This window comes from Ruegeria sp. AB8, from assembly GCF_056542605.1.
In genome coordinates this window covers 15,162-35,327 of sequence record NZ_JBQGAB010000029.1, presented here as the reverse complement: position 1 = coordinate 35,327, position 20,166 = coordinate 15,162, and the positions used below count along the sequence as shown (strand labels likewise).

Below are 20,166 nucleotides of genomic sequence, written 5' to 3'. Positions count from 1 at the left end.
CAGTCTATCCTGAGCGTCTCAACCGTCTTTCCAGTCCGTCAGGCCGTCTCCCCGACCCGTCAGCACCGCCTCAGCAGCGCCGGTGAAGGGGTATTTACGGATTAGGCCTGGGACCTGCAACCCCCATTTTCAAAAAACTTCACATTTCACTGCAGAAACTGACGCGGGTTAATGAAAACAACAAGTTACCTTAATAATTCGCGCGTTTGACCGGCTTGTGCACTGCAAAACCCGGGAATGAAGTCCATCTTTCGGCGGAATCGTACCCAGTGTTTGGTATGCACCCGCGTCCCAACCAAAGAATACGCCGCCCGAGTCTCCTCGGGCGGCGCAACCACTGTAGTGACCGCTGGTTTAGTGCAGATCGAAACGATCCGCGTTCATCACCTTGTTCCAGGCCGAGACAAAGTCACAGACGAATTTGCCCTCGGCGTCGGCCTGACCATAGACCTCGGCCAGTGCCCGCAGTCGCGAGTTCGAACCAAAGACCAGATCGACCCGGGTGCCGGTCCATTTGACCTCTCCGCTGGACCGGTCGCGCCCTTCGTAGACGCCCTTGCCTGCGGGCTTCCATTCGGTACTCATATCCAGAATGTTGGTGAAGAAGTCGTTGGTCAGCGCTCCGACACGATCGGTGAAGACGCCATGCTTGCTGTCGCCGAAGTTGGCGCCCAGAACGCGCAGGCCACCGACAAGTGCTGTCATCTCGGGTGCCGACAGGTTCAACAACTGCGCCCGGTCAACCAGCAACTCCTCGGGTGAGACGGTGTAGTCGGCTTTCTGGTAGTTGCGGAAACCGTCAGCGATGGGTTCCATCACCGAGAAGCTCTCGACATCGGTCTGTTCCTGCGTTGCATCGGTGCGGCCCGGGGTGAAAGGCACTTCGACATCCTGACCACCGGCTTTGGCCGCCTGCTCGATTCCAACCGCACCCGCAAGAACGATCACATCCGCCAGCGATACTTTCTTGCCACCCGACTGTGCGCCGTTAAAAGCCTTCTGAACTCCCGACAGGGCATCCAGCGCCTTGGACAGTTTCAAAGGCTCGTTGACGTCCCAGTCTTTCTGCGGCGCAAGCCGGATACGTGCACCATTGGCACCTCCGCGTTTGTCAGATCCGCGGAAGGTCGAAGCAGAGGCCCAGGCGGTCGAAACCAACTGAGACACCGACAATCCTGCCGCTGCAATCTTGGCCTTAAGGTCTGCCACATCTGCATCATCGACCAAATCATGATCCACGGCCGGAACGTTGTCCTGCCAGATCAACTCTTCGGTCGGGGCTTCCGGACCAATATAGGCCGAACGCGGACCCATGTCGCGGTGGGTCAGTTTGAACCAGGCCCGTGCGAAGGCATCTGCGAACTCTTCCGGGTTCTCATGGAAACGCTTCGAGATCGGGCCGTAGATCGGGTCCATGCGCATCGCCATGTCGGCGGTGGTCATCATGGTCTTCACCTTCTTGGACGGATCATGCGCCGCTGGGGCCATGTCTTCCTCTTTCACGCCGATCGGCTCCCAGATAAACGCGCCCGAGGGGCTTTTGGTCAGGTTCCAGTCATAGCCGAACAGCAGGTCAAAATAGCCGTTGTCCCATTTGATCGGGTTCGCGGTCCATGCGCCTTCGATCCCCGAAGTCGTGGTGTCATCCCCCTTGCCAGAACCAAAATTGTTGATCCAGCCAAAGCCCATTTCCTCGATCGGGGCGGCTTCTGGTTCCGGGCCGACCAGATCGGGGTCGCCCGCACCGTGCGCTTTGCCGAAAGTATGACCACCCGCAACCAGCGCAACGGTTTCCTCGTCGTTCATCGCCATCCGGCCAAAGGTATCGCGAATATCGCGGCCCGAGGCCAGAACGTTGGGTTCACCATCCGGGCCTTCCGGGTTCACGTAGATCAGGCCCATCTGCACAGCGGCCAGCGGGTTTTCCAGATCGCGCTCGCCCGAATAGCGGCTATGCGGGTTGTCTGTCGGAGCCAGCCAGTCCGTCTCGGCGCCCCAATAGATGTCTTCCTCGGGCGCCCAGATATCTTCGCGGCCTCCGGCGAAACCAAAGGTCTTGCCACCCATCGACTCGATGGCGCAGTTACCGGCCAGAATCATCAGATCGGCCCATGAGATCTGGTTGCCGTATTTCTGTTTGATCGGCCACAGAAGACGGCGGGCCTTGTCGAGGTTGCCGTTGTCCGGCCAGCTGTTCAACGGTGCGAACCGCTGGTTTCCCGTCGAGGCCCCGCCGCGTCCATCCGCCGTCCGGTACGTCCCGGCGCTGTGCCAGGCCATCCGGATAAACAGGCCACCGTAGTGACCATAGTCGGCCGGCCACCAGTCCTGCGAATCCGTCATCAGCGCATAAAGGTCTTCCTTCAGCGCTTTCATGTCCAGCTTCTTGAATTCTTCGGCATAATCAAAATCCGCACCCAGCGGATTTGATGCTGGGGTTTTCTGGTGCAGAATCGACAGGTTCAACTGGTTCGGCCACCAGTCCCGGTTCGACCGGGTACCCGCACCATGCATGACAGGGCATCCGCCTGTTTTGGGGTTATCACTTCCGTCCATATCGATCTCCAATCCTGGCTAAGTCCGGCAGGTTCGCGTGTGCAAATCTCAGATAAGTATTGTGGTTCGAACAGCACTCATCGTGCCGAGTCGTCCACATCACTCACCGGCAGAGTTAGCAAATTCAAACCATGCAAAAAAGTTTTGTTTTCCGATCAATTTCATAGCTTTTTGCTATTACTTGGAATCCACCTCAGACAGCGAAACCTGATCGGGCCGGACCAACACCCGACATGCACACCACACTCATCCCAGCAGGTCGCCTGACCCGGGGATTCAACAGTAAAAGATCCAGTCAGAAATGGCGTTTCTTAACCGCTACCGCTTCATCAGGGATTCCAGCCCGACACGATAGTCGGGATAAAGAAGCCGCACGCCCAGCTCTTCCTTGATACGGTCGTTTCTGACGCGCTTGTTCTCATTGTAGAAACTGCGCGCCATCGGAGTCATGTCAGCGTCCTCAAATGCCACGGCTGGCGGCAGCGGAAGCCCCTGAAGCTTTGCCGCGTAACCAATGACGTCCTGAGGCGGCACAGGCTCGTCATCACAAACATTGTACACAGAACCGGGATTGGGCCGTGCCATGGACGCCCGCAGTACCTGCGCAACATCGGCAACGTGAATGCGCGAGAAGACCTGCCCCGGCTTGATGATCCGCCGCAGCCCGCCGCGTTTGAGTTTGGAAAACGGTCCCCGCCCGGGACCATAGATGCCCGCCAGTCGGAAGATATGCGTCGGCAGGCCCGGAATTCCCACCCATTCCTGTTCCGCGTGCAGGCGCCACTGGCCCCGGTCAGCCGTTGGTGCAGGCGGCGTCGATTCGTCGACCCAGTCGCCCTGATGATCGCCGTAAACCGCGGTTGTCGACAGATATCCCACCCAGGAAAACTGATTGGCCCGCGCCTCGATCTCGGTCCGCAGGGCGGCCAGAACCGGATCGCCTTTTGCGGTCGGCGCGATCGAGATCAGCAAATGCGTCACCCCATCCAGTGAAGGAGCCTGACCCGGCCAGATCAGAGGGTCGGCACCTGAGGCCCGGATTGCATCGGCCCCGTCCGCATCCCGCGTTGTCCCGACAATCTGCCATCCATCATGCATCAGCAGCCGCGACAGTGCCTGCGCCGAATACCCGTGTCCAAACGAAAAAAGTGATCCAGTCATGGCCCCTTAGATGATCCGCTAAAGCGCCAGATGCAAGCACCTGCCCGAGGATACTTGATTCGAATCCCCTGATGCGCCTTTGATTGTGTCATGAGCGACAAGAACCCCGATCTGAAAGCCGCCTATGCGCTGAAAACGCCAGAGGACAACAAACGCCTCTATGCCGAATGGGCCGGAGATTACGACGAAGGCTTTGCGGCCCTCGAAGACTATCAGCTTCATGTTCACACCGCCCGCGCCTTTGTCGGTGCAGGCGGCCAAGGGCCGGTTCTGGATGTGGGTGCTGGCACCGGCCTGTGCGGCGCGGTGCTGGCAGGGTTGGGAGTCGGACCCATAGATGCCACCGACATCAGTAGTGAAATGCTGAGTCAGGCAATGCGAAAGGACATATACCGGGATGCGATCGAGGCCGATCTGAACCACGGAATCCCGGTTCCCCAAGACAGTTATGCCGGCATCGTTTCGTCAGGCACATTCACGCATGGCCATCTGGGGCCGGATGTTCTGCCCGCTTTGTTGCGCATTGCGCGTGCCGGGGCGCAGTTCGCGCTGTCCATCAACGCCAGGCACTTTGAAAAGCTCGGCTTTGCCGAGGCGCTAAGGGAGTTGGAACAGGATCAGATCCGCAATCTGACCCTGACCGAAGTTCGTATCTACGGAGATCTTGCAGCAGGCGACAACAAGGATGACACCGCGTTCATCGCGCTGTTCGAACGCATTTGAATAGCCGCGCCGTTCAGCGCCCTTTCCAGACCGGGTCGCGTTTTTCGGCGAAAGCCCGCGCGCCTTCCAGATTATCATCAGAGCCGTACAAGGTATCGATCGTCGACAATTGGCGCCGCGTGATCCGGTTCATGATGTCCTGAAACTTCGAATCCTCGGCCTCACGCACAACTTCCTTGATTGCCGCATAGACCAGAGGCGGGCCGCTTGCCAGAAGCCGCGCAAGCTCCCACGCGCGGTCCATCAGTTGATCGGCGGGAACGATTTCATTGACCAGACCCCAGCGGTGCGCCTCGTCCGCATCAAACCAACGTCCCGTCAGCAACAGTTCCATGGCAACATGATAGGGAATACGTTTGGGCAGTTTGACGCTGGCGGCATCGGCAATCGTGCCCGAACGAATTTCGGGCAGGGCAAAGCTGGCATGATCGGCGGCAATAATGATGTCAGCGCTCAGTGCCAGTTCCAGACCGCCCCCACAGGCGATTCCGTTTACGGCAGCGATCACAGGCTTGTTCATGTCGCGCAGTTCCTGAAGCCCGCCAAAACCACCAACACCATAATCTCCGTCAACCGCGTCGCCGTCAGCCGCGGCTTTCAGATCCCAGCCGGGGCAAAAAAACTTGTCCCCTCCGCCGGTCAGAATGGCCACACGCAGATCGGGGTCATCGCGGAAATCGCGAAATACGTCCCCCATGACACGGCTTGTCGCCAGATCGATGGCATTGGCCTTGGGTCGGTCCAGTGTAACTTGCAGAATTGCGCCATCGCGTTTGGTTTTGACCGGATTCATGAGCTTGCCTTTCGGATCAGGGCATCCACCGCAACCGCACCTTCCTTGGTGCAGATGAGAGGATTGATTTCAACTTCGCTGACAGTTGCCGCATTGGCAATGACATACGCCTGTACGGCTTCGACCGCGTCCAGAATTGCATCGAAATCCGCTGCCGGTTTGCCCCGGTATCCTGCCAGCAACGGCGCACAGGCCAACCGTCCCAACGCGTTCTGCACGGCCTGCCGGGACGAAGGCACGAGCATTGAGACGGTATCACGCAGAATTTCAGTCAGTACCCCGCCCGCCCCCAAAGTCAGGACAAATCCATGCGCCGGATCTCGCGTAACGCCGATCAGCAACTCGGCAACACCGCCATCTGCCATTTCCTCGATCAGTATGTCGTCGGTGCCGATCTTCTCTGCCACGGCGGTCAGAGCATCGGAACTTACACCGAGATGAACCGCACCATGTTCGGACTTGTGTGCCAGGCCAATGCCTTTGACCGCAAAGGGGCCACACAAACCGACTGCGGCCTCGGCCACGCTGCTTTTGCAAGCTACAACACGCCGCGGCACCTTCACGCCGTGACCTGCCAAAGCCTCTTTGGCTTGCGCTTCGGTCAGAACCTGATCCGGGTCAGAGTTTGAGGGCAACAAAACCGGTTCGGCCGGTTCAGGTACGACGCGCGCCGCCGCCTCGATTGCGGCCAGCGCCTCGTGCAGGCCGGCAAAAGGGACAACACCACCGTCGACCAGTTGTTGCGCCACGGCCTGCGGCATCAGTTCGGGCAGGGTCGCTGTTACCGCAAAGGGGCGACCCGTGTGCGCGACACAGTTCAGCGCGGCCTGCGTGGCGCAGGCCCAGTCGGTCGCATCGGTATGGGGGTAGTCGACAATCGACATCGTCAGCGCCTTGTCCGGCCCGGTCAATCCGGTCCAGGCGCGGGTCATCGCGTCGGTGTCGCGCCAGATATAGGTGTGATAGTCTAGCGGGTTTGCCAAAGCCACCATTGGCCCCAACGCAGCGCGCAGATCGGTCTTTTGCCGGTCTGTCAGCGGCGGGAAATACAGGTCGCGTCCCTCGGCCATATCCGCGCCCAGGCTCGCCTCGCCGCCAGAGCAGCTGATCATGCCCAGACCGTTGCCATCCAGACGTCCGGTGACATGCAGCAGTTTCAGGCATTCCAGAAAGCTCGGAATGTCACCCAGCCGGGCAATCCCAAGGCGGTCCAGAAAAGCCTGTGCTCCGGCGTCGCCTCCTGCCAGGGACGCGGTATGCGAGATCGTCGCCGCCTGTGCATGCGCGGAACGCCCCATCTTTAGAGCGACGATCGGCACTCCGCGCACGTGCGCCTTGGTGGCCAGCGCCTCCCATTTGCGCAGATCGCCAAAGCCTTCGATATGCACGCCGATGGCGGTGATCCGGTCATCGTCCAAAAGGGCCGACGCGATATCGGCCTGATGCGTCTGTGCCTGATTCCCGCAGGTCAGGATAAAGGCCAACGGCAGGGCACGGCGCTGCATCGTCATGTTGATGGCCATATTCGAGCTTTGCGTCAGGATCGCCACACCGCGATCAACAGGCTGCATTCCATGCTGATCCGGCCAGACCGCAGTTCGGTTCAGGCCATTCACAAAGCCATAGCAATTGGGCCCGAGTATCGGCATATCTCCGGCGGCAGAGACCAGTTGCGATTGCAGATCGGCAGCCTGGTCGTCTTCAGCCCGCGCTTCGGTGAAGCCCGAGGCGAAGCAGACCGCTCCGCCCGCGCCGCTTGCAGAAAGGGCTGCAACCGCGGATACGGTTGCATGACGGTTGATCCCCACGAAAGCCAGATCGGGGGGGCGGGGCAGATCCTCAATCGACGCATAAGCCTGTAAACCCGCGACTTGCGCAGCCTTCGGATGAACCGGCCAGATTTCTCCCTCAAATCCGAACTTGCGGGCCTGTGAAATCATTTCGGCGCACCACGCACCGCCACCGATGACCGCAAGTGTCGAAGGGTTCAGAACGCGCGCCAACGCACCCATCACACGAGCTCCGGCGTCATGCGCCCAGCGCCCGCAACAGATCGCGGCTGATGATGTGGCGCTGAATTTCGCTGGTGCCGTCCCAGATGCGTTCAACGCGGGCATCGCGCCAGAACCGTTCAAGCGGGTAGTCGTCCATCAGCCCCATACCACCATGAACCTGAATCGCGGCGTCGGTCACCCGCGCCAGCATCTCCGACGCATAAAGCTTGGCCGAGGCGATCTCGCGGTTGCTTGGCAAACCCTGGTCCAGCCGGTCGGCTGCGGCCAACGTCAATAAATCGGCTGCGTCAATCTCGGTGATCATGTCGGCGATCTGAAACGAAACGCCTTGAAACTTGCCGATCTTCTGCCCGAACTGTTCGCGCGTCGCGGCATAATCCAGCGCATAATCAAAGGCGCGGCGGGCGCGCCCCACGGACATGGCCGCAACGGTGATACGGGTGGCATAGAGCCATGTGTTCATGACCTCGAACCCGCCATCGACCTCACCCAGAACCTGAGCATCGGGCAGTCGACAATCGTCAAAGTCCAGAACCATGTTCTTGTAACCGCGGTGACTGACCGACTTGTAGCCGTCCCGCATCGTGAAACCCGGAGTCCCACGATCCACCAAAAACGCCGTAATCCGCTTTTTAGGGCCTTTTGGCGTCTGATCTTCGCCTGTAGCGATGAAGACGATGATAAAGTCGGCATGCTCGGCGCCCGAGATGAAATGCTTGGTCCCGTTGACAACCCAGTCACCGCCGTCGCGCACAGCTGCACATTTCATGCCACGCACATCCGAACCCGCGCCGGGTTCGGTCATTGCCAGCGCATCCATCCGCTCACCGCGCACGGCAGGCATAAGGTAGCGTTCGATCTGATCCCCTTCACAGGCCATAAGAATATTCTGCGGCCGCCCGAAGAAATGGTTCAGCGCCATCGAACCCCGCCCCAGTTCGCGCTCGACAAGCGCAAATTCCAGATGGTTCAGCCCGGCGCAACCGACACTTTCGGGAAAGTTGCAGGCATAAAAGCCCAGTTCCAGAGTCTTGCGTTTGATGTCCTCGGCGATCTCGTGCGGAACTTCACCGGTCCGTTCAACCAGTTCTTCGTGCGGGTAGATCTCGTTCTCGACAAAGCTGCGAACGGTTGAGACGATCATCTCCTGTTCGTCGGACAGGCCATATTGCATCGGTTCACTCCACATTTGGACTTGTCGTTATCCTGACGTGGCTTGAAATCACGATCATACATAATTAGACGATTATCATGCCAAAGTGGAAAAAATCTCCTACCGCAACGCAGCGACTGGGCGTTCTGTTGTTCGACGGGTTTTCCAACCATTGCCTTGCCAATTCTGTCGAACCGCTGCGCGCGGCGAACACCCTGTCGGGGCGAACTCTTTATGACTGGACATTCCTGTCGCTGGATCCTGGGCCCGTTACATCCTCGTCCGGCCTGCAGGTCGCACCGCATGAAACGTTGCAAAAATCTCATGGCGATATGTTGTGGGTTATGCCGTCATACGGATTTCAGGCCCATGGCGGCTGGCGTACGCTGGCCGGATTAAGATCGGCTGCCGAAAGGTTCCAAACACTGGCAGGCTTGGACACCGGTAGCTGGCTGCTGGCGCGGGCCGGCTTGCTGGACGGGCATCGCGCTACCATCCACTGGGAGGAACTGACAGGTTTTACCGAACGCTTCCCCGAAGTCACGGCCCTGCGTGAGCGATATGTCATCGACCGCAATCGCATTACCTGTTCCGGCGCAATGGCAGCTTTCGATCTGGTCCTGTTTCTGATCGGGCGGGATCACGGGCAGGCATTGGCCCTGGAAGTGTCCCAATTGTTCATGACCCGCGATTCCGCGCGCTCTCATGCTGGTGGGGCCGGAGCAACCAGCGGCTATGTGAACAAGGCTTTGGGCCTGATGCAGGAAAACCTGGAATCACCTTTGTTAGTGTCTGATATTGCCCGGCGCGTGGGGCGTTCGCAAAAGGCGCTTTCTATCCGAATGAACTCCGAACTCAGCGCGGGGCCGGCACAGGTTTATCGGCGGCTGCGACTTAATCTGGCGCGCAAACTGGTTTCCGAAACCGATCTGAGCATCGCCGAGATCGCCTTGCGCACGGGCTACGATGATCCCAGCGCCCTGACGCGCGCGTTCAGGGCCGAGTTCGGTGAGACACCGCGCGCCCTGCGGACGCGCGGAACCTGAAACCGCCGCCAGTCAGCCGAACATCTTTTTCTTGCGCGCCCGGGTAACTTCGGTCGCCTCGGGCGAGCCGTCATGGAAAGTTCCGAACCAGCGGTCCCAAGGCATTTCCTGATTGCCGTAGTTGCATTCGTAATACCGATGGTGGAGCTGGTGGTAAAACGTGCCCAGAGCCAGCCGTTTTCTATCCTTCACCAGCAACTCCTCGTACCCGGTATGGGTCATCGCAGCGCCCGGGCCCTGAAACACGATGTGGAAATACAGGTGGATCGGATGGGACGGAACAATCCAGTGAATGCACAGGGTGCTGAGGTAGAAGAAATGTTCGACCGGATGCATCGAAAACCCGGACCAGGGACCGATATTGACGTTCCGGTGGTGCAGGCTGTGTACCTTTTTGTACAAAAACGGCTGATGCAGAAGTCGATGCACCCAGTAGAAATGAAAGGCCGACCACATCGGCAGGATAATCAGCCACAGGATGAACCAGACGGGGCTATCCACGAATGTGATTACCGGCGCGTATCCGTTGGCCATCAGCCACATGGTGACCGCCTGAAACCCGGTCAGTTGCAGCACGCCGGAGCCGAGCGACCAGAACATGTTGTCCAGCACCTGATCGCTGAAATTCCACAGCTTGTTGTTCTTGCCCTGCTCGCGCCGTTCGAACTTCAGCTTTTTGCCCTGCGCCTTGCGCATATGGAAGTACCAGTGCAACCCTCCGGCGACCATGAAAATCATGGCAAAATTCACCAGCCAGATCTGAAAAATCCAGCCAAACGCAAAAGTCCTGGCGGTTTCGAGCGATGGGTAGAAAAACGCCCACAGCGCAACGGCCAATCCCAGCATCAGAACCCGTTCGCTAAGGGTCAGCCAGTTCCGGGCGAGCCAGCCCGCCAAATACGCCGGATCAGGTGGCCAGCGAAACACCGAAGGATTCTGCAAGGGCAGATCAGGGTGGTAATTCCACTCGCGGCTCATGTCCTGCATCTGAGAATTGTCTGTCACGTCGATGTATCCTGTGGTTGGGATCGGCAATATTCAGGGCTCCGGCACCGTGCAGACACGTCCGGTTGCTCTGCCCGTCAGGAGGGTCTGGTTCAGGTGGCGTAATCCGAGCCTTCGGCGTCCAGCACGGCCTTGATTTCGCGCATATGCGCTTCGGCCTGCCCGGGATAGTCATCAAGCTCTTGCGCCGTTTTCTCGGCGATCTCGTCCGGAAGAACCCGCAACTTCTGTCCGGTCTGCAGCGCGCGTATGTAGGTTTCCGCAGCTCTTTCGAAGTAATAGAGCCTGTTGAACGCGTCCGCAGGATCGCTGCCGATCACCAGAACACCATGATTGCCCATGATCATGACTTTCTTTTTCGGGTCCGCCAGCATCGAGGCACAGCGTTCGCCTTCACTCTCGAAGGCCAGACCGCCAAATTCCTCGTCAACAACGTAGCGGTTGTAGAACGTGGCGGTGTTCTGGTCGATCGCAGGCATCGTGCTGTCCGCCAGCGAGGCCAGTACGGTGGCAAAGATCGAATGCACATGCATCACGCAACGCGCATGTGGGCAATGTCGATGAATCGATCCGTGCAGGCCCCACGCGGTCGGGTCCGGTGCACCGGGCTGGTCCATCACGTTCGGGTCATTTGCGTCCAGAAACAACAGATCCGAGGCCCGTATTCGGGAAAAGTGCATCTGATTGGGATTCATCAGAAACTGCGTGCCGTCTTCGTTCACCGCCAGGCTGAAGTGGTTCGCGACCGCTTCGTGCATGTTCAACCGTTCGGTCCAGCGGAATGCGGCGGCCATGTCCACACGTTCGGGCCAGTGGTCAATATTGGGGCGCAGGCTGGCAACGGTCATGTCAGAAACTCCTGTATTTCGGGTCTGCGCGGAACCGTGCCTTTTGCAAACGGGTTTGACCAACGAAAAATTCGCGGCTAATCCATTAGCTCAACTAATGCTGGGGTTATGCAAATGCAAAAACTGCTTCCGCCTTTGGGCTGGCTGCGCACTTTTGAAGCGGCGGCCCGCCATCTTTCCTTTACCGGGGCCGCACGCGACCTGAACATGACGCAAAGTGCTGTCAGCCAACAGATCAAGGCGCTGGAAGGTCACCTGGGGCAGCCCCTGTTTCTGCGTCGTCACAGGGCGCTGGAGCTGACCGAGGCCGGAATAACCTATTTGCCTGTCGTTCGTGACGCTTTTCGTACCCTTGTCCGGGGCACCCAGGCCGTTACGGGTGCACAGCAGAACGCGGTGCAGGTGCAGTGCAATATCACCTTTGCGGTAAACTGGCTGGCCCCCCGTCTGCCGCGGTTCCGCGCTTTGCACCCTGATGTCCAACTAAATATCTTCACCGAACTTTGGGAACCCCGGGAAATGGCCGAGGGCGCGGCGGTCGAGATCCGTTATTCCTTGCGTCCGGCAGATACCGTGAGGACCGAGTTTCTATGTTCCGACGCCTATTATCCGGTATGTGCTCCGAATTATCCGGTCACTTTGGAGACCCTGCAACAGCAGCCCCTGTTCGACTGTTCGAACCTCATGTCAAACTGGGCAAGCTGGGCTGAAGATCAGAGCCTGAATTGGGAAAACCCGCCCATAACTTATGCCACCACGTATCTGTTTGGCCTGTCCGTCGCGATGGCCGGTGGCGGGTTGTGCCTGGCCCATGACGCCATTGCCAAACATCTGATTGAGAAAGGAAGCCTGATCGCCCCCTTCGCACATCGTGCCGCGATGCCCGAGGCGTACTACCTGTTGCTGTCACCTCAGGCCGAAGAGAATTCAGGGGCAGTTGCGTTTGCTGAATGGCTGCGAAAGGAAATTGCCGAACCCGTTCCGAGCTGATCCCGGAGAGTAGATCTCCCGCCCATCATCTATGCCCGTTGGGCATCTCCTTTGGTTGGGCCGGGCATCGCTGGCGCGCTGCTGGTAGCTCAGTCCTGATTTACGTCTTTCGGGCGGCTGGGAACCCAGGCATATCCGTTTTCACAGAGGATATAGGCCTCGCGCAATCCGTGGGGTTTATCCGTTGGGGCCTGCAGAACGGTGCCCCCGGCCACTTCTGCACGGGCAGATGCATCGTCCGGGTCTGTTTCGTACAAGCGTATTTCAACACCGGCCCCGCGCGGGGGATTCTCGGGCAGCAATCCAAGCAGGGGATTCGAGTGGTATGTCCCGTCCGAGTGCAACTGAAAGACGTGCGTTCCGTAGGTGACGATCGCAAAATCTGCGGTCACTTGGTGGCTGGTCATGTCAAAAACAGCCTCTAAAAAAGCGCATTCCGCCGGTACATCGCGAACCAGCAGGTTCAGACCGATCCCACTGAGGCTGCGCCCAAAACTGTCTGCATCTATTGCGTCATAATCCATGGCACCATGCAAAACCCGAACCGCGGCGCATTGCAAGTGCTCAGCCCCATCCGGCAAATTGTGATGGTTTCATGATACCCGACCGCCGGGGGTTGCACCTGACCGCGCATTCGGGAAAGTTGAGCCATGGAATACACACCTTTCCCAAGCTGGCCCGATGTCGCCCCCCGTTTGATCTCAGTTGCCGCCGGGCGCGAAGCTGCGGACATGGTCATCCGCGATGGTATCTGGGTGAACGTACACAGCCGCGAACTGCTCCCCAATCATTCCGTCGCCGTAGCCGACGGGCGCGTGGCTTTTGTCGGGGCAGACGCGTCACACTGCATCGGCCCCGAGACGCGAATCATCGAAGCAAACGGGCGATATATCGTTCCGGGCCTGTGCGACGCGCATATGCACATCGAATCGGGGATGCTGACCCCGGCCGAATTTGCCCGGGCCGTGATTCCGCACGGCACCACCTCGATGTTCACCGACCCGCATGAGATTGCCAATGTTCTGGGTCTGGACGGCGTGCGAATGATGCATGACGAGGCGATGATGCAACCGGTGAACATCTTTACGCAGATGCCGTCCTGCGCACCGTCCGCACCAGGTCTGGAGACCACAGGCTATGAAATCACCCCCGATGATGTAGCCGAGGCGATGTCCTGGCCAGGCATTATCGGGTTGGGTGAAATGATGAACTTTCCCGGCGTGATCCATGGCGACCCCAAGATGCTGGCTGAAATCGCCGCCACGCAGCGGGCAGGCAAAACCGTCGGCGGGCACTACGCATCACCCGATTTAGGGTCTGATTTTTCGGCCTATGTCGCAGGCGGCCCGGCAGATGATCATGAGGGCACATGCGAAGCGGATGCCATTGCCCGCGTGCGCCAGGGGATGCGGTCCATGATGCGGCTGGGTTCGGCCTGGTATGATGTCGAAAGTCAGATCAGTGCCGTGACACAGAAAGGTCTGGACCCCCGCAATTTCATTCTGTGCACGGATGATTGCCATTCCGGCACGCTGGTCAATGACGGCCACATGAACCGCGTTGTCCGTCACGCCATTGCCTGCGGATGCGATCCGCTGATCGCGCTGCAAATGGCAACGATCAACACCGCAACCCATTTCGGGCTTGAGCGGGAAATAGGGTCTGTAACCCCCGGACGGCGGGCCGACATTATTCTGAGTTCGGATCTGACCGAACTGCCCGTCGAGATGGTCATCGCGCGTGGGCAAGTCGTGGCCGAAGCCGGTAAAGCCACAGTGGATTGCCCGCACCTTAACTGGCCGGACAAGGCCCGTAGCACCGTTCACCTGGGACACACCCTGACGGATGTCGATTTTGAAATCACGGCCCCGGCGGGCGCAAACAGGGTACGTGCCAATGTGATCGGTGTGGTCGAAAACCAGGCTCCGACCAAAGCGCTGAAGGCCGAGTTGCCGATCATCGGCGGGCTGGTCGAAGGCGAAGGTGATGTTTGCCAGATCGCGCTGGTTGAAAGGCACAAGGCCACTGGCGGGGTAACTAATGCCTTTGTGTCCGGGTTTGGATACCAGGGCAACATGGCAATGGCGTCGACCGTGGCCCATGACAGCCACCACATGATCGTCGTCGGCACCAGCCGCGAGCAGATGGCGCTGGCCGCCAACCGCCTGGCCGAGGTGGGCGGTGGTATCACCATTTTCCGCGAGGGCGAGGAACTGGCACTGGTTGAGTTGCCCATCGCCGGCCTGATGTCGGACCGGCCGGCCTCGGAAGTGGCCGACAAGGCGCAAAAAATGGTCGCGGCGATGGAAGCCTGCGGCTGTAAGCTGAACAACGCGTACATGCAGCATTCACTGCTGGCCCTGGTGGTGATCCCGGAACTGCGGATTTCCGACCTTGGGCTGGTGGATGTGCGGACGTTTGAGAAAATCGACCTTTTGGAACCACTTGCATGACAATCATAAAAACACCGGATGCACCTGATCCGCAAAGTTTCACCGACCCCGAGGCCGCAGTTGCGCGGCTGAAGGAGTTGTACAATCAGGCCACAAGGTTTCTGTGCGACAGCTTTGCCAAAACCATGGGACACGGCGCTCCGACTGAGCGATTCAGAGCCTATTACCCGGAAATTCGCATCAAGACCTCGTCCTATGCACATGTCGACAGCCGACTGAGTTTTGGTCATGTTTCGGAACCGGGTGTTCACGCCACCACGGTGACCCGTCCCGATCTGTTCCGGTCTTACCTGACACAACAGATCGCGCTGCTGATCCGAAACCATGACCAGCCTGTGACCATCGGGCCTTCGGATACGCCGATCCCGGTACACTTCGCCGTGGCCAACAACCCGGAACTGGTGGTGCCGCAGCAGGGTGCTGCCGGATTCACGCTCAGGGATGTGTTTGACGTTCCTGATCTGACCACCACCAATGACGATATCGTCAACGGAGTGCATGATCACGAAGATCTGGCAGGACCGTTGTCGCTTTTCACCGCGCAACGTGTGGACTATTCGCTGGCGCGGCTGTCCCACTATACAGCGACCGACCCCAGCCACTTTCAGAACCACGTCCTGTTTACAAACTACCAGTTCTACGTGTCCGAGTTCGAGAACTACGCGCGCGAACAACTGGCCGATCCGGAAAGCGGTTACACAAGCTTTGTCTCGACCGGCAATGTCGAGATCACCACACCGGATGCCGCCCTGGAGCAACCGCTGAAGCTGCCCCAGATGCCGACCTACCACCTGAAGCGCGCAGACGGTTCCGGCATCACTCTGGTCAATATCGGCGTCGGCCCTTCCAACGCCAAAACCGCCACCGATCACATCGCGGTTCTGCGGCCCCATGCATGGCTTATGGTCGGTCACTGCGCCGGATTGCGGAATACGCAGGCGTTGGGGGATTTCGTGCTGGCACATGCCTACCTGCGTGAGGACAAGGTGCTGGATGACGACCTCCCGGTCTGGGTGCCGATCCCCCCGCTGGCGGAAGTGCAGGTCGCGCTGGAGCGGGCTGTTGCCGAAGTCACCGAACTGGAAGGGTACGAGCTAAAGCGCATCATGCGCACCGGCACCGTTGCATCTGTCGACAACCGAAACTGGGAACTGCGCGACCAGTCCGGACCGGTTCAGCGGCTCAGCCAGTCTCGGGCCATCGCGCTGGATATGGAAAGCGCCACCATCGCCGCCAATGGCTATCGCTTCCGGGTTCCCTACGGCACTTTGCTGTGCGTGTCAGACAAACCCCTGCACGGAGAATTAAAGCTTCCCGGCATGGCTTCGGACTTCTATACAACGCAGGTAAGCCGCCATCTGGCCATTGGCATTCGTGCGATGGAGCACCTGCGCGGCATGCCGTTGGAGCGTCTGCACAGCCGGAAATTGCGTTCTTTTGACGAAACGGCCTTCCTCTGACGCAAAAAAGCAACGTTTTCCCCATATTTTTAGGGTTTTCCGCGCTACTATTCGTTGTGTTCCAGCACAATATCCCGTTACAGTTACGCGGTGAGGCCCAAGAGATCGGGCACGTTAAGGAGACCAAGAAATGGCAAAGCCTATGACAAAGACTCAGCTGGTTGCTGCTCTCGCTGAGGAAATGGGGACCGACAAGAAATCCGCGAACGCGGCGCTGGAGGCCATCACAGGCCTGATCACCCGCGAAGTTTCGGCCGGTGGCGCAGTAACCCTGCCCGGCGTCGGCAAAATCTACTGCCGCGAACGCCCCGAGCGTCAGGTCCGCAACCCGGCCACTGGTGAGACCTTCACCAAAGAGGCCGATAAGGTTGTGAAAATGACCATCGCGAAGGCGCTGAAGGACAGCGTGAACGGCTGATTTCAGCCTTTTGCCGCAAAGAGATTGAGGGCCGCCGGTTGGGGGCCCTTTTTCTTTGAGCTATTTCTGTGATCTTCATTTGTCCGCTTTGAGACTAATTTTTCCGTTCTGATTGATGTAAACATCCGGCGGCCATGCTGCCCCTTCCCGCATCCAGGTGTTCTACTCGGGTGATCGGTTTTGGGCTTTTCGATCTGCGCTCTCCGAATGTGTTATGCTGTAGCCTCGTCGAACTTTTTCGGAGCGAACAGATGGAGAAATACTTGGTCGCCGCCCACTTTGAAGTTGTATTGGGCTCCTTCACAAAATTTGTAGAAGAGGTAAAAAAAGTCGCCCAAGCCTCAGTGCAGTTCGAAAGGGGATGCGAACGATATGAAGTATTCGTCGCTGCGAACGGTGAATCCCAAGGTATAGTTTATGAGGTCTATGGAGCTAAGGCCGACCACGAGGCCCACCAAGAGACAGTTCATTTTTCCCGCTTTTGGGAGGCAACAGCCGACCACAAAGTCAAATGGGTGGTCGATTTCGGGGAGATAAGCCGTCAAAGCGAGTTCATTGTTCCGGAGTGAACAGAGCTTCACCGGAACAGGTCGGGTAGCAGCAAAGAGTAGGTAGTGGCACTATTGGAACGGCGACTTGCTCTGCAGCGCAGACACTACCGTGAATAGAATCCGCTGCTAAGAAAACGGGCGCCAAAAGCGCCCGCACCTGTTTCACTGCCAAGGTTGATCAGTGAACTGTCTCAACCTTGTGGAAGTCCAGATCACGATCTTCGGGCATGGAATCGATGCTCAGCACCTCATTACGCTTGGCGAGCAGGATATAGACCACACAGGCCAGATAGAGGCCCACCACGACCGCGCCAATCCACTGGATCTGCAGCCACTGGCTCTGGAACAGCAGGGTCAGGACGAACAGCAACGCCACGTTGCCCGCCACGTAAGCCGCCTTGCCGAACCTTTCGACTGTCATGTTCAGATTGTCGGTATAGAGTCTAATCAACGAGTCCAGCGAGTTGATGACGAAGGTCACGCCCACGATCACCATCGCGATGTTGGTCACGCCTGCGGTGCTGATGCCGTTCAGGTGGTAGTAGTAGAGAACGGTGAACCAGATCGCCAACGGGATCGACGGAAAGATCAGCAGCGCGGCCAACAGTTGCCACGTGGTCAGACCGCCGACAAAGCGCGAAGTGAACTGGCCAATCATAATCGACCATGCGAACCACCAGAACAGGTAGAAGGCGTGATAGTCGGTCAGCGGCAGGACGAACTTGTGCAGGTTAGCGAAATACGCACTGATGTTGCTGCCAGTATCAACGAACCCGGTCATACCCATACCGGCCGCCGCCCACATCCCCAGGATCAGAGCCAGGAACAGGAAGGTCGATCCCACCGACAGGATACGCACGTATTTCAGATCGGTCGACGAATAGGCCGCCGCCAGAATCACCACGAACACGATGATGTAGAAGGTGGTGACCACGGATTCGCCGTCTCCGACCTCGGGCAGGTAGCCGGGCAGGTAGATCAGGAACAGGCTGGCGGTGAAAGCACAGGTGCCGATGATGACCACGTTGTTGATCAGCTTGACCAGCGGGATCTCAAAGAACTTCACACGCGGTTCGATGACGCAGAAATAGAACGCGGTCAGGAAGTAGAAGGCCCAGATCAGAAAGCCCCAGAACCCGAATTCGATCGCCAGCGGGTTGGCGAATGCATAGGCCGGGTCTTCGGCATAGCCCCCGAACTCGGTCAGAGGGAACATGATCAGGCCGACATCCAGCCCGGATGTGAACAGGATCGCGATAAACGTGAACAGGTGGACAGGCGTCACGCCGACGCAGCGCAGGTTCCACCATTTCACGACGAAGAAAGCGACCAGGCCCAGGGCCAGCAGGACGCCAAAAGACAAGATGTATTCCAGGAACACCGACAAACCTCCCTTGATTGGTCAGATTTGGCGCGAATATCCTTAATTGGCTGGTCAATCAATAAAAACGAAAACCCAAGAATTCTTGCACGGCACATGTGGCTTTTTTGACGCTGAACCCCTGCGGCGCTTGCGGCCTGATCGGAATTCGGCAACAGTCCCGGCGTTCCGGGATGGAGGTTTCATGGATCTGCGCGCCATAGCCATGGGGCTGACATTTGCCCTGATCTGGTCGTCGGCCTTTTCCTCGGCGCGGATCATTGTTGCCGATGCTTCACCGCTGTTTTCACTGGCCCTGAGGTTCCTGTTATCTGGCATCATCGGAGTGGCGATTGCGCGAGCCATGGGACAAAGCTGGCATCTGACAAGGGACCAATGGCGGGCAACCATTTTGTTCGGCGTTTGCCAAAATGCCCTTTATTTGGGTCTGAATTTTTATGCCATGCAAACGGTCGAAGCCTCGGTCGCCGCGATCATCGCCTCGACAATGCCGTTGCTGGTTGCCGTCGCGGGTTGGTTGTTCTTCCGCGAAAAACTGCGACCAATGGGAATTGTCGGGTTGTTGTCTGGCTTCTTCGGCGTCGCCCTGATCATGAGTAGCAGGATCAACGCCGGTGTCGATATGTTTGGCGTGATGCTGTGCGGGATCGGCGCCCTGGCCCTGACCTTCGCGACACTGGCGGTCCGCGGTGCAACATCGGGCGGGAACTTCATGATGGTCGTCGGGTTGCAGATGTTTGTCGGCTCAGCCGTACTGTTTGTGGCTGCGCCATTCTTTGAGACGATCTATGTCCATCCAACGCTGCCCCTGCTTCTTGCGTTCACCTACACCACCCTTGCCCCCGGGCTGCTGGCGACCTTGATCTGGTTCATGTTGCTGAACAGAATCGGTGCTGTCCGGGCCGCGACCTTTCACTTCCTGAACCCGGTGTTCGGTGTCGCAATTGCTGCACTGTTGCTTGGTGAAAAGCTCGGGCCCATGGATGCGGTCGGAGTAGGCATTACCACGCTGGGGATTTTAGCTGTTCAGCTATCCAGACAACCGGTTCAGCGCAGCAAAGCCTCGACCTGACTCAATAGTTTTCGCGAGTCAGGCCGCACATTCGACCCAAACGTGGCGACGACCTCGCCTGACGGATCGATAAGGATCTTGTTGAAGTTCCAACTGGGGACAAAGCCCGTCTGCGCGGCGACAGTCTTGTAGAATGGATGCGCATCAGGCCCTTTGACCGGCGTTATCTCGGTCATTGGCAGGGTCAGGTCATAGTTCAACTCGCAGAACCGCTTTACCTCTTCCGCGGAGCCCAGTTCCTGTTTGAACGAATCCGACGGGACGGCCAGAACCACCAGCCCCCGTTCCGCGTAAGTGTCATGAATCTTTTGCAGGCCCGCATACTGCCCTGTGAACCCGCATCGGGACGCGGTATTCACGATCAGAACCGGCTGTCCTCGCCAGTCTTCGATAGACAACGTGCCGCCGTCGATCGAATCAAATTCGCCAGTCAAAGGCGCAGCTTGCACCGCGCGGGCGATCAACAGCAGGGCGAATAGCAGAAGCAGTCTGAACATGGCGGCACCTCCTTTACTGAGAACTACGTGCCCGCCTGGCAACC

18 protein-coding genes are annotated in these 20,166 nt (G+C 58.4%); 8 read left to right on the top strand and 10 right to left on the bottom strand.

From position 1 onward, the window contains the following. Positions 1-354: 354 nt before the first annotated feature. Together katG and ACR0CG_RS21140 are read right to left on the bottom strand one after the other, a co-directional pair. Entirely contained in the window at positions 355-2,556 is a 2,202-nt protein-coding gene (gene katG / locus ACR0CG_RS21145) for a catalase/peroxidase HPI (RefSeq protein WP_480527341.1), read from the bottom strand. Positions 2,557-2,874: 318 nt separating this feature from the next. Next, positions 2,875-3,717 carry an SDR family oxidoreductase gene (locus tag ACR0CG_RS21140; RefSeq protein WP_480527339.1) on the bottom strand — a complete coding sequence of 281 codons (843 nt, stop codon included), beginning with the start codon at positions 3,715-3,717 and terminating at the stop codon, positions 2,875-2,877. Between the two features lie 90 nt (positions 3,718-3,807). Here ACR0CG_RS21140 and ACR0CG_RS21135 point away from each other — a divergent pair, with 90 nt between their 5' ends. Beyond that, positions 3,808-4,440, top strand: coding sequence for a class I SAM-dependent DNA methyltransferase (locus ACR0CG_RS21135; protein WP_480527337.1), 633 nt, complete (start codon positions 3,808-3,810; stop codon positions 4,438-4,440). A 13-nt stretch (positions 4,441-4,453) separates the two neighbouring features. Here the strand turns inward: ACR0CG_RS21135 and ACR0CG_RS21130 are convergent, their stop codons facing one another. From ACR0CG_RS21130 to ACR0CG_RS21120, 3 genes are read right to left on the bottom strand one after another with little or no spacing between them, the layout of a single operon-like run. Continuing rightward, positions 4,454-5,233 carry a carnitinyl-CoA dehydratase gene (locus ACR0CG_RS21130; RefSeq protein WP_170682602.1) on the bottom strand — a complete coding sequence of 260 codons (780 nt, stop codon included), beginning with the start codon at positions 5,231-5,233 and terminating at the stop codon, positions 4,454-4,456. After that, entirely contained in the window at positions 5,230-7,245 is a 2,016-nt protein-coding gene (locus ACR0CG_RS21125; protein WP_480527335.1) for an acetate--CoA ligase family protein, read from the bottom strand. Before ACR0CG_RS21125 ends, ACR0CG_RS21130 begins: the two co-directional genes overlap by 4 nt. Before the next feature lie 16 nt (positions 7,246-7,261). Then, on the bottom strand, positions 7,262-8,422 hold the full coding sequence (locus ACR0CG_RS21120) for an acyl-CoA dehydrogenase family protein (protein ID WP_480527334.1): 1,161 nt from the start codon (positions 8,420-8,422) through the stop codon (positions 7,262-7,264). Between the two features lie 77 nt (positions 8,423-8,499). On the opposite strand from ACR0CG_RS21120, the gene ACR0CG_RS21115 reads away from it, so the two are divergent. Continuing rightward, on the top strand, positions 8,500-9,447 hold the full coding sequence (locus ACR0CG_RS21115) for a GlxA family transcriptional regulator (RefSeq protein WP_480527332.1): 948 nt from the start codon (positions 8,500-8,502) through the stop codon (positions 9,445-9,447). A gap of 12 nt (positions 9,448-9,459) precedes the next feature. Here the strand turns inward: ACR0CG_RS21115 and ACR0CG_RS21110 are convergent, their stop codons facing one another. After that, positions 9,460-10,452 (bottom strand): sterol desaturase family protein, encoded by a 993-nt coding sequence (locus tag ACR0CG_RS21110; protein WP_480527331.1) that lies wholly within the window; start codon positions 10,450-10,452, stop codon positions 9,460-9,462. A 92-nt stretch (positions 10,453-10,544) separates the two neighbouring features. Further along, entirely contained in the window at positions 10,545-11,300 is a 756-nt protein-coding gene (locus ACR0CG_RS21105; protein WP_170617365.1) for a class II aldolase and adducin N-terminal domain-containing protein, read from the bottom strand. A gap of 114 nt (positions 11,301-11,414) precedes the next feature. On the opposite strand from ACR0CG_RS21105, the gene ACR0CG_RS21100 reads away from it, so the two are divergent. Further along, complete coding sequence (locus ACR0CG_RS21100) at positions 11,415-12,290, top strand: LysR family transcriptional regulator (protein WP_480527329.1); 876 nt, start codon at positions 11,415-11,417, stop codon at positions 12,288-12,290. A gap of 89 nt (positions 12,291-12,379) precedes the next feature. Here the strand turns inward: ACR0CG_RS21100 and ACR0CG_RS21095 are convergent, their stop codons facing one another. Further along, entirely contained in the window at positions 12,380-12,814 is a 435-nt protein-coding gene (locus ACR0CG_RS21095; RefSeq protein ID WP_480527327.1) for a VOC family protein, read from the bottom strand. A gap of 126 nt (positions 12,815-12,940) precedes the next feature. On the opposite strand from ACR0CG_RS21095, the gene ade reads away from it, so the two are divergent. The 4 genes from ade (at position 12,941) to ACR0CG_RS21075 (ending at position 17,190) form a co-directional block, all read left to right on the top strand. Further along, on the top strand, positions 12,941-14,743 hold the full coding sequence (gene ade, locus ACR0CG_RS21090) for an adenine deaminase (RefSeq protein ID WP_480527325.1): 1,803 nt from the start codon (positions 12,941-12,943) through the stop codon (positions 14,741-14,743). Next, positions 14,740-16,203: an AMP nucleosidase gene (locus tag ACR0CG_RS21085; RefSeq protein WP_480527324.1), complete on the top strand. Its 1,464-nt coding sequence runs from the start codon at positions 14,740-14,742 to the stop codon at positions 16,201-16,203. Before ade ends, ACR0CG_RS21085 begins: the two co-directional genes overlap by 4 nt. A 130-nt stretch (positions 16,204-16,333) precedes the next feature. Continuing rightward, the gene (locus ACR0CG_RS21080) at positions 16,334-16,621 is read left to right on the top strand and encodes an HU family DNA-binding protein (RefSeq protein WP_068347305.1); all 288 of its coding nucleotides are present in this window, start codon (positions 16,334-16,336) and stop codon (positions 16,619-16,621) included. A 251-nt stretch (positions 16,622-16,872) separates the two neighbouring features. Further along, positions 16,873-17,190, top strand: a complete 318-nt coding sequence (locus ACR0CG_RS21075; protein ID WP_480527322.1) for a putative quinol monooxygenase — start codon at positions 16,873-16,875, stop codon at positions 17,188-17,190. A gap of 160 nt (positions 17,191-17,350) precedes the next feature. Here ACR0CG_RS21075 and ACR0CG_RS21070 read toward each other — a convergent pair whose 3' ends face one another. Continuing rightward, positions 17,351-18,547 carry a BCCT family transporter gene (locus ACR0CG_RS21070; RefSeq protein ID WP_170617383.1) on the bottom strand — a complete coding sequence of 399 codons (1,197 nt, stop codon included), beginning with the start codon at positions 18,545-18,547 and terminating at the stop codon, positions 17,351-17,353. 190 nt (positions 18,548-18,737) lie between these two features. Between ACR0CG_RS21070 and ACR0CG_RS21065 the strand changes: the two genes are divergently transcribed. Beyond that, on the top strand, positions 18,738-19,625 hold the full coding sequence (locus ACR0CG_RS21065; RefSeq protein ID WP_480527320.1) for a DMT family transporter: 888 nt from the start codon (positions 18,738-18,740) through the stop codon (positions 19,623-19,625). On the opposite strand, the gene ACR0CG_RS21060 is transcribed toward ACR0CG_RS21065, so the two are convergent. Continuing rightward, on the bottom strand, positions 19,601-20,122 hold the full coding sequence (locus tag ACR0CG_RS21060) for a glutathione peroxidase (RefSeq protein ID WP_480527318.1): 522 nt from the start codon (positions 20,120-20,122) through the stop codon (positions 19,601-19,603). The two genes, ACR0CG_RS21065 and ACR0CG_RS21060, sit on opposite strands and share 25 nt — an antisense overlap. Positions 20,123-20,166 lie beyond the last annotated feature (44 nt).

Bases quoted from the DNA above. Each gene is read 5' to 3' on its own strand.
- ACR0CG_RS21095 (WP_480527327.1), bottom strand. From the start codon at position 12,814: ATGGATTATGACGCAATAGATGCAGACAGTTTTGGGCGCAGCCTCAGT.
- ACR0CG_RS21125 (WP_480527335.1), bottom strand. From the start codon at position 7,245: ATGGGTGCGTTGGCGCGCGTTCTGAACCCTTCGACACTTGCGGTCATC.
- ACR0CG_RS21105 (WP_170617365.1), bottom strand. From the start codon at position 11,300: ATGACCGTTGCCAGCCTGCGCCCCAATATTGACCACTGGCCCGAACGT.
- ACR0CG_RS21080 (WP_068347305.1), top strand. From the start codon at position 16,334: ATGGCAAAGCCTATGACAAAGACTCAGCTGGTTGCTGCTCTCGCTGAG.
- ACR0CG_RS21115 (WP_480527332.1), top strand. From the start codon at position 8,500: ATGCCAAAGTGGAAAAAATCTCCTACCGCAACGCAGCGACTGGGCGTT.
- ACR0CG_RS21065 (WP_480527320.1), top strand. From the start codon at position 18,738: ATGGATCTGCGCGCCATAGCCATGGGGCTGACATTTGCCCTGATCTGG.
- ACR0CG_RS21135 (WP_480527337.1), top strand. From the start codon at position 3,808: ATGAGCGACAAGAACCCCGATCTGAAAGCCGCCTATGCGCTGAAAACG.
- ACR0CG_RS21100 (WP_480527329.1), top strand. From the start codon at position 11,415: ATGCAAAAACTGCTTCCGCCTTTGGGCTGGCTGCGCACTTTTGAAGCG.
- ACR0CG_RS21075 (WP_480527322.1), top strand. From the start codon at position 16,873: ATGGAGAAATACTTGGTCGCCGCCCACTTTGAAGTTGTATTGGGCTCC.
- ACR0CG_RS21120 (WP_480527334.1), bottom strand. From the start codon at position 8,422: ATGCAATATGGCCTGTCCGACGAACAGGAGATGATCGTCTCAACCGTT.
- ACR0CG_RS21130 (WP_170682602.1), bottom strand. From the start codon at position 5,233: ATGAATCCGGTCAAAACCAAACGCGATGGCGCAATTCTGCAAGTTACA.
- ade (WP_480527325.1), top strand. From the start codon at position 12,941: ATGGAATACACACCTTTCCCAAGCTGGCCCGATGTCGCCCCCCGTTTG.
- ACR0CG_RS21085 (WP_480527324.1), top strand. From the start codon at position 14,740: ATGACAATCATAAAAACACCGGATGCACCTGATCCGCAAAGTTTCACC.
- ACR0CG_RS21140 (WP_480527339.1), bottom strand. From the start codon at position 3,717: ATGACTGGATCACTTTTTTCGTTTGGACACGGGTATTCGGCGCAGGCA.
- ACR0CG_RS21060 (WP_480527318.1), bottom strand. From the start codon at position 20,122: ATGTTCAGACTGCTTCTGCTATTCGCCCTGCTGTTGATCGCCCGCGCG.
- katG (WP_480527341.1), bottom strand. From the start codon at position 2,556: ATGGACGGAAGTGATAACCCCAAAACAGGCGGATGCCCTGTCATGCAT.